The sequence below is a fragment of the Phycisphaerales bacterium genome, from assembly GCA_035627955.1.
Classification (GTDB): domain Bacteria; phylum Planctomycetota; class Phycisphaerae; order Phycisphaerales; family UBA1924; genus JAEYTB01.
Map to the genome: position 1 here is coordinate 1 of DASPKU010000018.1, position 13,691 is coordinate 13,691.

Genomic DNA, 13,691 nt, shown 5'->3' on the forward strand with positions numbered 1-13,691 from the left:
CATGGAGTCCTTCACCCACGCGAGGGTCTGCCGCCAGACCTTGAGCTCTTCGAGCACGCTGGCGAACACGGCGAACTGCGGCCCCGCAGGCGCGGCCACGTACCAGACCGCCCCGGGTCGGGAGTTTGCCGCCGCAAGGCCCAGGGCGGGCCGTAGGAGCCCCGCTAGGCCCTCCACGCCGTCGTTGGCGATCTCCAGGGCCTCCTCGGTCTTGCCGACGTAGGCCACGCCGTAGGGCGGGTCCGTGAGGATGAGGTCGGCGCGGGAGCCGGCGAGCACGCGGGCAACGTCGGCCTCCTTGGTGCTGTCGGCGCAGAGCAGGCGGTGCTCGCCCATGATCCAAACGTCACCGGCGCGGGAGGTGGCGGTGGTGGGGGGCTCGGGCGTCTCGTCGTCCTCGACCTCGGCAGGCCGTAGCTCATCGATGAGGTCGTCGAGCTCTGCCTGAGAGAAGCCGGTCACCTCCAGTATGTCGGAGGGCAGCGCTTCGAGGAGCCGCGTCAGCGTCTCGTCATCCCACTCAGCGAGCTCGCTCGTGCGGTTGTCTGAAATGGCGAAGGCGGTTGCCTCAACCTCGCTCTCGTCCACGACCACGCAGGCGAGGTGCGACCAGCCGAGCTGCTTCGCGGCCATCAAGCGGCCGTTGCCCGCGCGGACCACCATGCCCTGGCGCTGCACCACGATCGGGAGCCGCTGGCCGAAGCGCTTCAGCGAGCCTGCGATGGCGGCGAGGTTCCGCTCGTTGTGCTTGCGGGCGTTGGAGGGGTCGAGGGTGAGCTCAGTGAGAGGTACAGCGAGATGCCTCAGGGGCTCGGCGATGTACGTGAGGTATGCGCGTGCGTCCTGCACCATGTGCGTACTCCATGTGTGTAATCAATACGCACACATGTTTCCAAGAACAACCAGGTCGGCAAAGGGCTCAAGGCTTACCGCAACATTGTGCGAGACCATGCAACTCGATGCAGACACTTGCAATCCAGAAAAGGTAGATTTTGGCGGTGCGTATGCGAAACTGGGTCCCACAGCATCTGTCACTGTTTTGCGCTGCGGCTCGGTCGATCCAGCTTGTGTTTGTGGGCCTTCGCGGCGATAAAGGTCATCAGTGATTCTCCGCATGATCGCGCTCGAGTGGCCGCGATGTGCGTCCAACCCATCTGACGAGCCCCGATTGCGCTGCCGTTATCGGCTGGCACCACCAGACCCTGCTTGAAGCGATGATCACCCAAACGCTGGCCCCAGCTTGAGCAAGCCTGCGATGGCGTCGAGGTTGCCGTGTGCTTTCTGGCCTTGGAGGCCGAGGGTGGCATCCCAATCGGAACGGCGAGATGCTCCGGGGGTGTCCGATGTGCGCGAGCGTGGATGCCTGTAGCGTCCAGCATCATGAACTGGTCCACCGAACTGCGAGCGTGACCCTTGACGCCACAGATCGCGGTCGAGCATAGCTGAGACGAGCCCTGTTCGGCACGTAAACTCGCGACTGCTCTTGGATTACGACACATTTGGTGCGGCGATGCATGGATTGAGCTCGCGATAGGGTGCACCGAACTCGACGGCGCAGTAATCTCAACACCGACGACTAGGTGGAGCTGTCCTGGACTAGAGAGGTCTTATGGCAAAAAAAGTCGCATGGGCTGGAACGGTCGAGATGCGCGGCGGCAGGCCCGTCTGTGAAGTCTGCGCGGACGTGATGGAACCTACAGGGGTTCAAACGATGGCAGAGGGCAAGGCCCTCTTCCGGTGCGCGCGCTGCAAGACCGAATTCCCACCGTTGGAGGCTCGTCAATGGCTAGCGACCGCAAGGGGGGAAAGGACCCGACGCCGTTGGACCTGGGCATTCATCGCGTTGGCTGTAGTCGTGCTCGTTACCGTTACTGCCGTGATGCTACTGAGTAAGTAGTACCACCCTAAGTCAGTTTCGATTCGTCCCCATAAGACATTGGACCGGTCCAGGATCTCCCAAACAGACGAAACCGGCCCATGCGACGGTCTCGGGATACTGCCTGCGGAGAGCAAGCTTCGCACCCCGCAGAGCCTCGGCCAAGGGGGTCCCTCTCAGCAACCGCCGGTAAAGTTCTTGCATCAGCAACAACGTCGGCTCGTCCGGAACAGACCAAAGGCTCATCAGCAATGCCCGTGCGCCCGCGATTGTGATGGCACGTCGCAACCCGACGACACCTTCGGCCCGCAGAATCGCCCCCAAGCCGGTTTCGCAGGCCGACAAAACGACAAGCTCGGTCGCTCTTAGGTCAAGGCTCCGCATTTCTGCTGCAGTCATTACGCCGGAGTGCGGCACAATTCTACCGTCCGGACTGAATGCGGCATTGGCTCCGGCGAGAGCGACTCCTGAGCGGGTCGATTGCCCTCTGTCATTGCTGTTTCTTTCATCACTGATGATGTCTTGTCGATCGAAGAAAGCATGGGAAGCGATGTGAAGCACACCGGGAGATTGGGCAGACCGAAGACGTTCGAACGTGGCATCAGCTCCAACGACAGCCTGAACCCCAAGCCTCTCCGCGATCCACCGCACTTCTCTTAGCGTGCTGGGTAGATGGCCGAAACGGCAAGACACTCCTGAAGAGTCGGTGGCCCTTACACCGAGGTCAAAATCTGGAGCGCCAAACACCAGCGCGCTCGATGGTCTACCTCTAGCCTCGGTGAGCCGCAACAGATCGCGACCGGTGGTCAGATACGAGATGCAATACTGCTCTACCGCAAAAACTCCATTGCCCAATGTCAATGTCAAGGCCTCAAAGGGGAGACCCACAAAGGCTCCCTCGGGAGCTATAAATAGGTGACTGCAGCCATTGGTCACAGAGTGAATCCTGTCGAACATGGCCCCCAAAGCGGTGCTCACGGCCCTTTCGACGGCAGCAGATCGCGTTGTGCTCCCATCCAGTAGCGACAATCTCCAGTTCTGAATGGCGGAATCCAACTCATCCGCAAGGCCGAGCAGGATGAGACCTAGCCGATCGGGAGCGGCTGCGGGAAGAACAAAGGCAACATAAACGGGCAACTTCTGGCCCCCGCCCTTCAGATTGAAACGCACGAACTCAACCAGGGCCGATCCTGCTGGAAGTGAAGCGGCCATCGCGAGTGTATCTGCCCTTCTGAGACGCTCTTCGAGTCGCAGCTCCGGTATGGCGGCGATCAACTCGGCTTCAAGTAAGGCCCGACGCTCGGCTGCAGACACGATGGGAGACGCTTGCTCTTCGTGACGAGCTTCGTCTAACTCTCGAAGCTTTTTCACCAGATCCGGCTTGCCCATCTCCAGAATAATCTTGCGTGCTGCAAGTGCTGTTTCGCTGGCCAGGGCTTTGCGGCGAATGACAACCTCGAACGCAAGCCGCCGCAACTCAGCGTCCCTCGGTAATTCAGGAGCGTTCGGGGTTCCTGTAGAGGTGTACATCATCAGAACGTCCAGCTTGTCTTCGACCAGCTGCTCACCATAAGTGAACTGCTCCTCTTCGGAACTACTCGAAAACATGTCTCCAACATACTTGTCCTCCATGCGGAAAGCGCTCTCCAGTAGCGGAACTGCATCTTTCACGGCACCTCGGTCGAGCAAACACATACCCACGTTGTAACGGGACTGCGCGACGCGGGGGTGGCCTTGGGGCCAAGTACGTTCTCGCAAATCGAGGGCTTGTCTGAATGCGGCCTCAGCAGCTTGATGATCACCGCACTGCACGTCCAAGAGAGCGATGTTATTGAGAACGTCAGCGACGCCTTCATGCCTCCCGTCGTCAGCCTGCTCGTGATAGGTCAAGGCCTCTTTCAAAAGCGTCCTTGCTTCCTCTATCCGCCCCGAGGAACTGAGCAGCAGTCCCAGATTGTTCAGGCATTTGGCGATGCCGAGTCTTTCATCAAGGCGGCGAAAGGTGGCCAGGGCCTTTCTGAACAACCTCTCTGCTTCCCCCTGATTTTCCGAATCACTCAGCGCGTTCGCCAGCCCAAGCTCCGCGGCCGCTACCTCGACAGAATCAGCTGGATGACACTCCTGGGAGTGCTGCAACGATTCGAACGCGAGGCGTCGGGCCATCTCGTGGTTGCCAAGCCGTTCATGCAGAGTCGAGAGCGTTGTTCGGATGTCCCGACTTTGAGCCTCGTCGGAGTGTCGAAGGGCACCCTGCAAGGCCAGTTTGGCCTTCGCGTCATTTCCAGCGTCCCTTTCGAGCGTAGCGAGGTTAACCAATGATGTCGTAGGAGCAGTGTCTCCTGCATTGCCGAGAATTGACTTGATGGCTAGCGACTGCTCGTAGAGAACTCGAGCCTTGTCAGGCTGGTTCATGGTTTGATACGCGGCAGCGAGATTGTGAAGACCCATTGCCGCGATGGGACTGTGCGGACCCTGTACTCGTATTGAGACCGCGATGCTCTCTTCGAGCGGGGGAACCGCCAAGTGTGGATCGCCCCGTTCGATGTACAGGAATCCCAAGTTGCACTGGAAGAGTGCCAGCTCCCTCGAATCACCGGCGGGTCGCTCTAGGCGAAGCGTCTCTAGTAGTAGGGTTTCGGCCTCTCGATAGTGCTTGAGCTTACGCAGGGTCATGGCTGCATTGTTCAAACTGGCTGTCCAGTGTGATCGAGGCGCGTCCTCCGGGGCCGGCATCCCTGACGCGCTCCACACAGCGACTACATGGCTTAAATGAGCCGGGGGGGCGGCGGAAGTTCCAAGGAGCGCAAAATACGAGGCTGTGTAGGCGGCTACCCCGGCCTTGTCGCCGGCGTTTGAGCATTCGTTTATAAGTTCAAAACAGCTCGCTTGCGCAAGAGCGGAGTTGCCGGACAAGGCATGGGCCGTTACTAGTCGTCCCTTGATCACGCGACCTGTTTGGGCTGCAACGGGCCCGGTGAGACGTGACAGGAGCAGGGCGGCTGCGTTCAGCGATTTGATTGAGCTTAACGGATCACTCTCTAGATGTGCATCAGACTCATGTAGCAGGCGTGATAACTCATCCAAGAGTCGTTCGGCGGGAATGTCAGGAGGTAGGTTCAGCGTCACCGGGTGAGAACGTAAGCGCCCCAAGATCCGAGAAGCCCACTTCCGCAAAGAGTTCGGGGCCACTGGGTTGCCTCTCCTCTCGGTTTTCACCGCGCATACGGAACTCGGACCCCAAGAAGCGCCGACGCAGGCGGCCAATCTTGAATAGCGGGGTCAGTTGCCCATTCGCTTGAATCCTGAGCGATAGTCCCGATGAGCGCTGAATGTGCGCCCCGACGGCTGCGTTCACGAGGTCCACCGCGTCTATAGGCATGCTCCCCTTAACGCTCGCCGCAAAAGACGCGCCACTCTCGCTAGCCATCAGAATGATAGCTCGCTCTGCGGACAGGATTTCTGTGACAACCAGATACTCCCGGTCCCATTTCCCAGCTTCAGCCAACTGGACAATCGAGTTGCCAACCTGCGAGAGATCATCGATCGATGTCCCGACACATTGCTCGGCTCGAAAAAAAACCGCATGCTTGGCTTTGAACCCGACCGTGAGAATGCCATCGGTGCCTGGGCCGACCGGCGCAGCTGCACCTGATTCCAACTTTAGTTCAACCTTTCCCTCAGAAGCGTGTTGAAGTTCGGCGTGAACGTTGGCCTTGGCGACCGCGAACTTCACCCCATAGTCATCGAGCTTGCCCAGTCGTTCGAACTGTTTTCCGCGAAGCCGGCCCACCTCGCCTAGGGCAACAGGTGCAGTGGGCAACCAGGTAGCGAAGTAGCCGAAGGCGTCATGTAACTCGCGTGCATAGGCGTCGTGCGCACTCATCCCATCATCCTCATAGTGAGCCCGAGACGGCCTGCATCCGTCTAGAGAACCTTGGGAAAGTCGTGAACAGCATATGCCCTGCCCTTGAGACTGGGGCGATCGCCGTTTCCTACTACTAAGGCGTTACGGTGACGGTCACTTGCCCACAATCCCAGCAGGTTGTGCCCGCCCGCGGCGGCGATCACGATGGCCCGCTTCACCGCCTCCTGCCCGCGGACCTCCGCGAAGTCGATCGGGGCCGCGGCGTTCGTGAGCAGCGACACGATGTCGGGCGTGGGCACGGGCGAAGGCTCGAGGTCGCCGTTGAGCAGGCCCACGACCTCGGTGAGCGTGTGCACGCCGTAGACCTCGATGCCCGGGACGACCGCGGCCTCGGCGGCGTTGTGGGCGGGGATGATCACGCCGGTGGCGCCCTTGCTCTTGGCCAGGGCCGCGAGCGCGATCGCGCCTTTGACCGGCCGCAGGCGGCCGTCGAGGGCGAGCTCGCCCGCGAACAGCAGCTTGCGGTAGTCCAGCCCCTCGGGCTCCAGCGTGGTGGTGGCGGCGGGGCCCTTCAGACCCTGGCGGGGGGGGATGGGGGCGACGCCGCGCGGGCGCACGATGCCCATGGCGACCATCATGCCCACGGCGATGGGCAGGTCGTAGACGGGCCCCTCCTTGCGGACGTCGGCGGGGGCGAGGTTGATGAGCGTCTTGCCGCTGGGGTAGCGGTAGCCCGCGTTCTTGAGGGCGGCGCGGACCCGCTCGTGCGACTCCTTCACGCCCGCGTCGGGCAGGCCGACGGTGACGAAGACCGAGTCGCCGTTCTCGTTGCTGGCCTCCTGATCGCAGTTGACCTCGACCTCGCAGGGGAGGGCGTCGATGCCTTGCAGCAGGTAGGACTGGATTCTGGAGAGCATCACGCCAGCGTACCGCAACCCGGGGAGGGGGGGAAGCGGTAGACGGGTGGCCGGGGGGGCGAGCCCGCCCCGCGCGATGAGGGGGGCCACGATGCTGGTGATCAGTTACTACACGCCCGACGGCAACTACAGGGCCTACGCGGACAAGCTGCGGGCCAGCTGCGACCGCTTCGGGATTCGCCACATGATCGAGGAACTGCCCAGCCGCGGCGAATGGGTGCGCAACATTGGCCTCAAACCCCGCTTCACGCTGGAGAAGCTGCAGCAGACGAGCGGGCCGGTGGTGTGGATGGACGCCGACTGCGAGATCATGCAGAAGCCCACGCTTTTGGAGGACGACCGCTACGACCTCATGATCTACAACTGGTACGCCGAGCCCAACCCCGGCGTGCGCTTCCTGGACCCGACCAGGCTGGGGGCGGCCAGCGGGGTGTTCAAGATCGGGCACTCGAGGGCGGCGGTGGAGTTCATGCGCCGGTGGGTGGGGCTGTGCGACCTGAACCCCGGAGCACGCGACGACGTGATCATGTCCTACGTGTTCGAGACGTCGAGGGGTCTGCGGCTCAGGACGCGGTGGCTGCCCAAGGCCTACAACCGCATGGACAGCCACTGGCCCGGCGTGACCCCGGTGATCAACCACGTGTACACCGACGGCACGATCTTCACCGATGGGGCGGAGGTGCTGCGGACCACGGGCATCCCGGTGCGGGAGACCGACATCTTCGGGCGGGGGGCGGCGATCAAGCAGTGAGAACGCGGCTCGCGCGGGCGGGCCGCCCTTTAGAGCATCAGCTGCCAGAAGCCCACGTCGTGCCACTGGTCGAACTTGCGGCCGACCTCGCGGAAGGTCCCCGTGTGGGTGAAGCCGCAGGCCTCGTGGAGCTTGACCGAGCCCTCGTTGGGCAGGGCGATGCCGGCGACAAGGGTGTGCAGGCGGCGGGCTTTGCAGTCGTTGATGAGGGCGGCGTAGAGGGCGCGCCCGACGCCCCTCCTGTGGAAGTCGGGGTGGACGTACAGGCCGACCTCGGCCGTGCGGTCGTAGGCCGCGCGGGTGCGCCAGGTGTACGCCTTGGCGTAGCCGGCGAACTTGCCCGCGACCTCGGCGGCGAACCAGGGGAACTTCTCGCGCGTCGAGAGCCACCCATCGCGGAACTCGGCGTCGGTGGCGGGCTGAGTGGCGAAGTGGATGGCGGTGTGCTGGATGTAGTGGTTGGTGAGGGCGTTGGCGGGGGCGACGTCGTGCTCGGTGAAGGGGCGGACGAGGACACCGGCGGGAGCGGTTGGAGGCATGGACTATCGTACTTGCATGTCCGACCAGGCCCCGCGCGACATCGGCAGAACCATCCACGCCGCCGCGGTGGCGAGGCTCTACTGGCAGCAGCGGGGGACGCGGGCGCGGGCCATGCGTGCCGTCGCAGCAGCGTTGGAATCATCGCGTGCGGACGTCCTGTCGGTCGCATCCGGGGAGACCGGCCTCACCGGCGAGGAGCTGCGCGCCGAGTTCGAGCGCATGGTCCGCACCATCTCGATGTTCGCGGATCTGGTCGAGGAGGGCTCATGGGTGCGGGCCGCGGTGGACCGCCCGGTCGCGCCGCCGCGCACCCCGATCGGGCCCAACCACGACCTGCGCTCCATGCTCATGCCGCTGGGCCCCGTGGTCGCGGTTTTCGGGGCGAGCAACTTCCCGCTCGCCTATGGCGTGTGCGGGGGCGACACGGCTAGCGCCTGGGCCGCGGGCTGCTCGGTGGTGGTGAAGGAGCACCCCGGTCATCCCAGGACGGGGCGTCTGCTCGCGAAGCTGGCGCGGGAAGCGGTGTGGAGCGCCAAGGTGAACCTCGACGTCCTCTGCTATCTGGAGGACGACGGGGGCGCGGGCCACGCGGTCGCGGAGGCTCTCGTAACGCACCCGCTCGTGTGCGCGGTGGGGTTCACGGGGTCCATCCCCGGCGGGCTCGCGATCGAGAAGCTGGCCAGCGGGCGCGAAACGCCCATTCCTGTTTACGCAGAGATGAGCAGCGTCAACCCGGTCATCATCACGCGGGCCGCGCTCGAGCAGCGCGGGCCGGAGATCGCCCGCGAGCTCGCCGCCTCGATGCTCGCACGCTACGGGCAGCAGTGCACCTGCCCCGGCGTCTACCTGGTCGACGACGACGGTCCCGCAGGCAAGGCGTTCAAGCGCGAACTGGGCGCCCTCGTGCGGGCCGCGGCGCCGCGCACGATGCTCACCGGGCGAGTGCGGGAGGAGTTCGAGCGTCGGGTGCGTGAGGTGAGCGCCGTGCCGGGCGTATCGGTGCTGGCCGCCGCTCAGGGCGGCGCGGCCGACACCCAGCGGCCGACCGTCTTCATCGCTGACGCGGCCGCGCTGCGGAGCAACGACACGCTCATCCCCGAGCTCTTCGGCCCCGCGGGGGTTCTGACCACCGCCCATGTCCTGAGCGCCACCCCAATGGAAATTGTCGAGCACCTCCGCGGCCAGCTGACGGCGACCATTTATTGCGGTCCCAGCGACCAGGAGTTCCCGGAACTCGGCGAGTTGGTGAGTCAACTCACCGGCTGCGTCGGCCGCCTCATCTTCAACGGCCCGCCCACCGGGGTGCGCGTGTGCACCGCCATGGTGCACGCCGGGCCCTTCCCCGCGACCAACCGGCCGCACACGGCCGTCGGGCCCCTCGCGATCGAGCGGTGGTGCCGGCGGGTGTGCTACCAGAACGCGCCGGCGGAGTTCCTGCCGGACGAGCTCAAGGACAGCAACCCGCTGGGCATCGGGCGGTTCGAGGATGGGGTTTGGGTGGGAGGCCGCTCGACGGCTGCGGCCGGCAGCTAACCCGAACGGACCCCTTCGCAGGCGGTGCCGACGAGCCCGCCCACCGTCCAGGAGCGCTGTCCAACAGGCCTGCGCAGTCCTCTGACAGGCCTGCGAGGCGATCGCGCAGGCCTGCGCGAGTCCTTGTCTGGCCTGCGCAATCCTCTAACAGGCCTGCGCGGCGACCGCGCAGGCCCGCGCGCTTCCTTGTCTGGCCTGCGCGATTCGTTGTCAGGCCTGCGCGACGAGCGCGCAGGCCATACGGACGAGCGCGCAGGCCTGCGCGACGAGCGCGCAGGCCCATATTGGACCTTGCGGAGCGCACGAACTGCCGGTGATCCGCGTTCCAGCGCTGCAAACGCGGTTGCTGACGCATTCGCAGGAGACGAACACCGTGGTCCCGCACGCCCTCCGAACGCCGGCCCCCGCCCCCATCCTCCGACGCGCAACTTCTGACCGGTCTTCCCGTCGCCGGTCGATAACAGGCCCCGTATGGCATCTTCCAATAGTCGTTCTGCGCGCTCCGCGGGTGGTCTCACGGGGAACCTGGCCCGCCGGTCGGTCCTGCTCCTGCTGCTGGCGGTGTGGGCGTTCGTGTTCGCGAGCCTGATCGGGTTCCACCCCGGCGACCCGCCCAGCCACATGAGCTACCCGCCCAACTCGCCGGTGGTGAACTGGTGCGGCACGTTCGGGGCGACGGTGGCGTACACGCTCTTCAAGATGGTGGGGTTCGGGGCGTGGGTGCTGGTGGTCATGCTCGGGATCGGGCTGCTGTCCTCGGCCGCGGGGTCCCTGCGGCACGCGCTGGTGCGGTTCATCGGCGTGGTCATGGTCACGGCGTCCATCGCCAGCCTGCAGCACCTGGTGTTCCCCGGCAGCGGGTCGATGCCCGACCTCGCGGGCGGGCTCGTGGGCACCGTGACAGTGGGGGAGCTGAGCCTTAGGTTCGGTGGCTTCGGGGCGGGGATCATCCTGATCTGCTCGACGCTGATCGGCGGCGTCGTCGCGTGCGACGAGTGGCTGCTGGCCGCGTTCGGCTGGATGTGGGAGAAGACCCGCGAGCACGGCGTGCCCGCGGCCCAGTCCGTGGGCGCCGCCACCGGTGAGGTCGCTTTGGCAGCCGGCACGGTCGCCGTGAAGGCCACCGCCAACGTCGCCAAGAACGCGGGCGAGAGCCTGTACGCGTCCATCATGGCTCGCCTCACCGGCAAGAAGAAGCGGAAGAAGGTCCGCGCCAACGACGTGGATGACGACCAGCCCAACACCGCGGCCCTCGCGGAGGGCAAGAAGAAACTGAAGGTCGGGCGCGCCAAGGCGGAGGTTGACGGCGAGGAGACCGAGGTCACCGCCGAGGCGGTCGGTGTTGCAGACCCCGACCAGGAGCAGGTCGGCCCACCGCCCGAGGCTGAGATCGAGGCCAAGCCCGCCAAGGGGAAGAAGGGCAAGAAGCAGAACACAGATGACGTAGAAGACCAAGAGGACCAAGAAGCCGTCGAAGTCATCGACGAGGACGAGGACACCGACGAGATCGACGAAGATGCCGAGGTCGAAGCCTCCGACGAGGAAGAAGACGACAGCGACGTGCCCGGTGCACCGCAGGTCTTCGACCAAGAGGCCCTGAAGGAGAAGATCGCCAAGCTCCCCATCGTCTTCGGCCAGCAGAACAAGGCCGTGGCCACCGAGGAGAACCTGCGCGACCTGCAGGTTGTGGAAGAGGGCGAGAACTACCGCTTCCCGGGGCTGGACCTTCTGGAAGAGCCCGAGGAGAACTTCAGCCTCAAGCTCGAGGAGTACGTCCGCTCGCAGGCCGAGGCCCTGGAGGCCGCGCTCAAGCAGTACAAGATCGACGGTGAGGTCGTGGGCATCGAGTCCGGCCCCGTGATCACCATGTACGAGGTGCGGCTGGCGCCGGGGACGAAGGTCGCGGCCGTCAACGCCGTGTCCAGCGACATCGCCCGCGCCCTCAAGTCGGTCAACATCCGCATCGTCAGCAACATGGCTGGGCGCGACACCGTCGGCGTCGAGGTGCCCAACGAGGTCAAGGAGAAGGTGCGGCTCAAGGAGCTCATGAGCAAGAGCGACCGCTTCAGCAAGATGAAGCTGCCCATGTTCCTGGGCAAGGACGCCAGCGGCGAGCCGCTCATCGAGGACCTCGCCAAGATGCCCCACATGCTCATTGCCGGCACCACCGGCTCGGGCAAGTCGGTGTGCATGAACACGATCATCATGGGCTTTCTCTACACCAAGAAGCCCAGCGAGCTCAAGCTCGTCCTTGTCGACCCCAAGATGGTGGAGATGTCCCAGTTCAAGGACATCCCGCACCTCATGTGCCCCGTCGTCACCGAGATGGGCAAGGCCGCGGCCATCCTCGAGTGGGCCACCACGAAGATGGACGAGCGGTACGAACTGCTCGCGGACGCGGGCTGCCGCGACATCGCGGCGTACAACGAGCTGCCCTTCGAGGAGCTGTGCGAGCGCCTCAACGCCAAGACCCCTGAGGAGCAGGCCCGCGTCCCCCGCAAGCTGCCCTACATGGTGTTCGTGATCGACGAGCTGGCCGACCTCATGATGACCAACAAGGAGGTCGAGGGCTCCATCATCCGCATCGCCCAGAAGGCCCGCGCCGTCGGCATCCACCTCATCCTCGCCACGCAGCGCCCGCAGGCCAACGTGGTCACCGGCCTCATCAAGTCCAACATGCCCGCCCGCGTCGCCTTCAAGGTCGCCTCCGGCATGGACTCGCGCATCGTGCTCGATCAGAAGGGCGGCGAGCTGCTGCTTGGCATGGGCGACATGCTCTTCCTCTCACCCAGCACCCACAAGCTCATGCGTTCGCAGGGCACACTGGTGGACGACCGCGAGATCCGGCGCGTCGTCAAGTTCATGAAGGAGATCGCGACGCCCAGCTTCGAGCGGCAGCTGCTCCAGCTCCGCGCTCCCGGCTCCGCCGCCGAGGCCAGCGACGAGGAGCGCGTGCTCCAGAGCCAGAACAACTCCAGCGCCAGCCTCAAGGCCGCGCAGGAAGATCCGATGTTCAACCGCGCGGTGGAGATCGTCCTCGAGACCAAGCGCGGCAGCGTCTCGCTGCTCCAGCGCCGCCTCGCGATCGGCTACACCCGCGCCTCCCGCCTCATCGACCTCATGGGCATCGCCGGCATCATCTCCGACCACAAGGGCTCGGTCGCCCGCGACGTGCAGATCACGCTGGAGGAGTGGAACGAGATGAAGCGCCTTGCGGCCGAGCAGGCCAAGGCCCAGGGCATTGCCTATCCGACGGGCGATACGCCGGGCGGCGAGCAGCAGGCGCTGTTCGGCGAGGGAGAAGCGGCACCCGCGGCGGGTGCGCCCGCGACACCGGCGAGCCCTGCACCCCTCAAGCCCGCCGCGCCCGGCCCTGTGAAGGACCGCGCCGCCAAGAGCCTGGCCGTCGATCACAACGCCAACCAGGCCCCACCCTTCGAGCCCACCAACGCCGCCGTCGAGGACGACGAGGACCTCGGCGAGACCAGCTGGGACGCTGAAGAGGACGAGGACGCTCAGCCGCGCCGGCGCAGCGCCTGAGGCGAGCCCCGACAGTCCGCGAGCGGGTCTTGGAATCATGTCACTCGACAACGGCCGTCCTGAGACGGCCGTTTTCTTTGGCCATGGCGGTGAGCGGTTAAGATGCCGCCCGTGAACGAAGAACGCGCCAGGCTGGTGCCTCACTTGCGAAGACGGCTCGCGGTGTGGCGGTCGATCGCCGGTGCATCCGTTTTCGTGGTGATTTTCACGGTGCCCATTTTCTACTTTCTGCTCATAGGCCTCGGGGAGACAAGCGGCGGGGCCAGAACTGGTATGAAGGTCCTCGCGGCGGTGGGGCTGATTGCACTTGGCGCTTTCTCCATGGGCACCATCGCGGTGATCTGTGCCCTCCTGTCCAAGACCCGCCTGAGCAACATCGTGCACGCACTCCGCGGCCTGGTCTGCCCGAGGTGCGGCTACCTCATGTTCGAGGGCGCCGAGCGCTGCCCGGAGTGTGGCCGCGCGTGGTTCGGCCCGAGCAAGGAGTGGCGGGAAGAAACCCTGGTGGCGTTGCCCGACCCTTCCAGCGGTTCATAGTCCGGGAGCCCCACGGTGAGAACCGGATGAGCGCAAGTCTTGCCGCTCCAGCGGTGTAACGCGGCACGCCCACCCGCGTAAAAACCGCGCGCACTGAAAACGGCGCAGCGCAGCACGCAACACCCGCCGGAA

9 protein-coding genes are annotated in these 13,691 nt (G+C 64.8%); 4 read left to right on the forward strand and 5 right to left on the reverse strand.

Annotated features, from left to right (window positions below):
- The 4 genes from VD997_14465 to VD997_14480 all read right to left on the reverse strand — a co-directional run.
- The coding region (locus VD997_14465) for a ParB N-terminal domain-containing protein (protein HYE63195.1) at positions 1-852 on the reverse strand (852 nt) is incomplete at its 3' end.
- 1,057 nt (positions 853-1,909) lie between these two features.
- Positions 1,910-4,609, reverse strand: a complete 2,700-nt coding sequence (locus VD997_14470; protein ID HYE63196.1) for a CHAT domain-containing protein — start codon at positions 4,607-4,609, stop codon at positions 1,910-1,912.
- Between the two features lie 370 nt (positions 4,610-4,979).
- The gene (locus tag VD997_14475; protein HYE63197.1) at positions 4,980-5,759 is read right to left on the reverse strand and encodes a hypothetical protein; all 780 of its coding nucleotides are present in this window, start codon (positions 5,757-5,759) and stop codon (positions 4,980-4,982) included.
- A 41-nt stretch (positions 5,760-5,800) separates the two neighbouring features.
- Positions 5,801-6,658: a magnesium chelatase domain-containing protein gene (locus tag VD997_14480; GenBank protein HYE63198.1), complete on the reverse strand. Its 858-nt coding sequence runs from the start codon at positions 6,656-6,658 to the stop codon at positions 5,801-5,803.
- Between the two features lie 91 nt (positions 6,659-6,749).
- Between VD997_14480 and VD997_14485 the strand changes: the two genes are divergently transcribed.
- Positions 6,750-7,409 carry a hypothetical protein gene (locus tag VD997_14485; GenBank protein HYE63199.1) on the forward strand — a complete coding sequence of 220 codons (660 nt, stop codon included), beginning with the start codon at positions 6,750-6,752 and terminating at the stop codon, positions 7,407-7,409.
- A 29-nt stretch (positions 7,410-7,438) separates the two neighbouring features.
- Here VD997_14485 and VD997_14490 read toward each other — a convergent pair whose 3' ends face one another.
- Positions 7,439-7,948 (reverse strand): GNAT family N-acetyltransferase, encoded by a 510-nt coding sequence (locus tag VD997_14490; protein HYE63200.1) that lies wholly within the window; start codon positions 7,946-7,948, stop codon positions 7,439-7,441.
- 16 nt (positions 7,949-7,964) lie between these two features.
- Between VD997_14490 and VD997_14495 the strand changes: the two genes are divergently transcribed.
- The 3 genes from VD997_14495 to VD997_14505 all read left to right on the forward strand — a co-directional run bounded on the left by VD997_14495 (position 7,965) and on the right by VD997_14505 (position 13,559).
- Complete coding sequence (locus tag VD997_14495; GenBank protein ID HYE63201.1) at positions 7,965-9,482, forward strand: aldehyde dehydrogenase family protein; 1,518 nt, start codon at positions 7,965-7,967, stop codon at positions 9,480-9,482.
- 471 nt (positions 9,483-9,953) lie between these two features.
- Positions 9,954-13,022 (forward strand): DNA translocase FtsK, encoded by a 3,069-nt coding sequence (locus tag VD997_14500; GenBank protein ID HYE63202.1) that lies wholly within the window; start codon positions 9,954-9,956, stop codon positions 13,020-13,022.
- Positions 13,023-13,295: 273 nt separating this feature from the next.
- On the forward strand, positions 13,296-13,559 hold the full coding sequence (locus VD997_14505) for a hypothetical protein (GenBank protein ID HYE63203.1): 264 nt from the start codon (positions 13,296-13,298) through the stop codon (positions 13,557-13,559).
- Positions 13,560-13,691: the final 132 nt, after the last annotated feature.

Bases quoted from the DNA above. Each gene is read 5' to 3' on its own strand.
- VD997_14470 (HYE63196.1), bottom strand. From the start codon at position 4,609: ATGCCGGCCCCGGAGGACGCGCCTCGATCACACTGGACAGCCAGTTTG.
- VD997_14475 (HYE63197.1), bottom strand. From the start codon at position 5,759: ATGAGTGCGCACGACGCCTATGCACGCGAGTTACATGACGCCTTCGGC.
- VD997_14480 (HYE63198.1), bottom strand. From the start codon at position 6,658: ATGCTCTCCAGAATCCAGTCCTACCTGCTGCAAGGCATCGACGCCCTC.
- VD997_14485 (HYE63199.1), top strand. From the start codon at position 6,750: ATGCTGGTGATCAGTTACTACACGCCCGACGGCAACTACAGGGCCTAC.
- VD997_14490 (HYE63200.1), bottom strand. From the start codon at position 7,948: ATGCCTCCAACCGCTCCCGCCGGTGTCCTCGTCCGCCCCTTCACCGAG.
- VD997_14495 (HYE63201.1), top strand. From the start codon at position 7,965: ATGTCCGACCAGGCCCCGCGCGACATCGGCAGAACCATCCACGCCGCC.
- VD997_14500 (HYE63202.1), top strand. From the start codon at position 9,954: ATGGCATCTTCCAATAGTCGTTCTGCGCGCTCCGCGGGTGGTCTCACG.
- VD997_14505 (HYE63203.1), top strand. From the start codon at position 13,296: ATGAAGGTCCTCGCGGCGGTGGGGCTGATTGCACTTGGCGCTTTCTCC.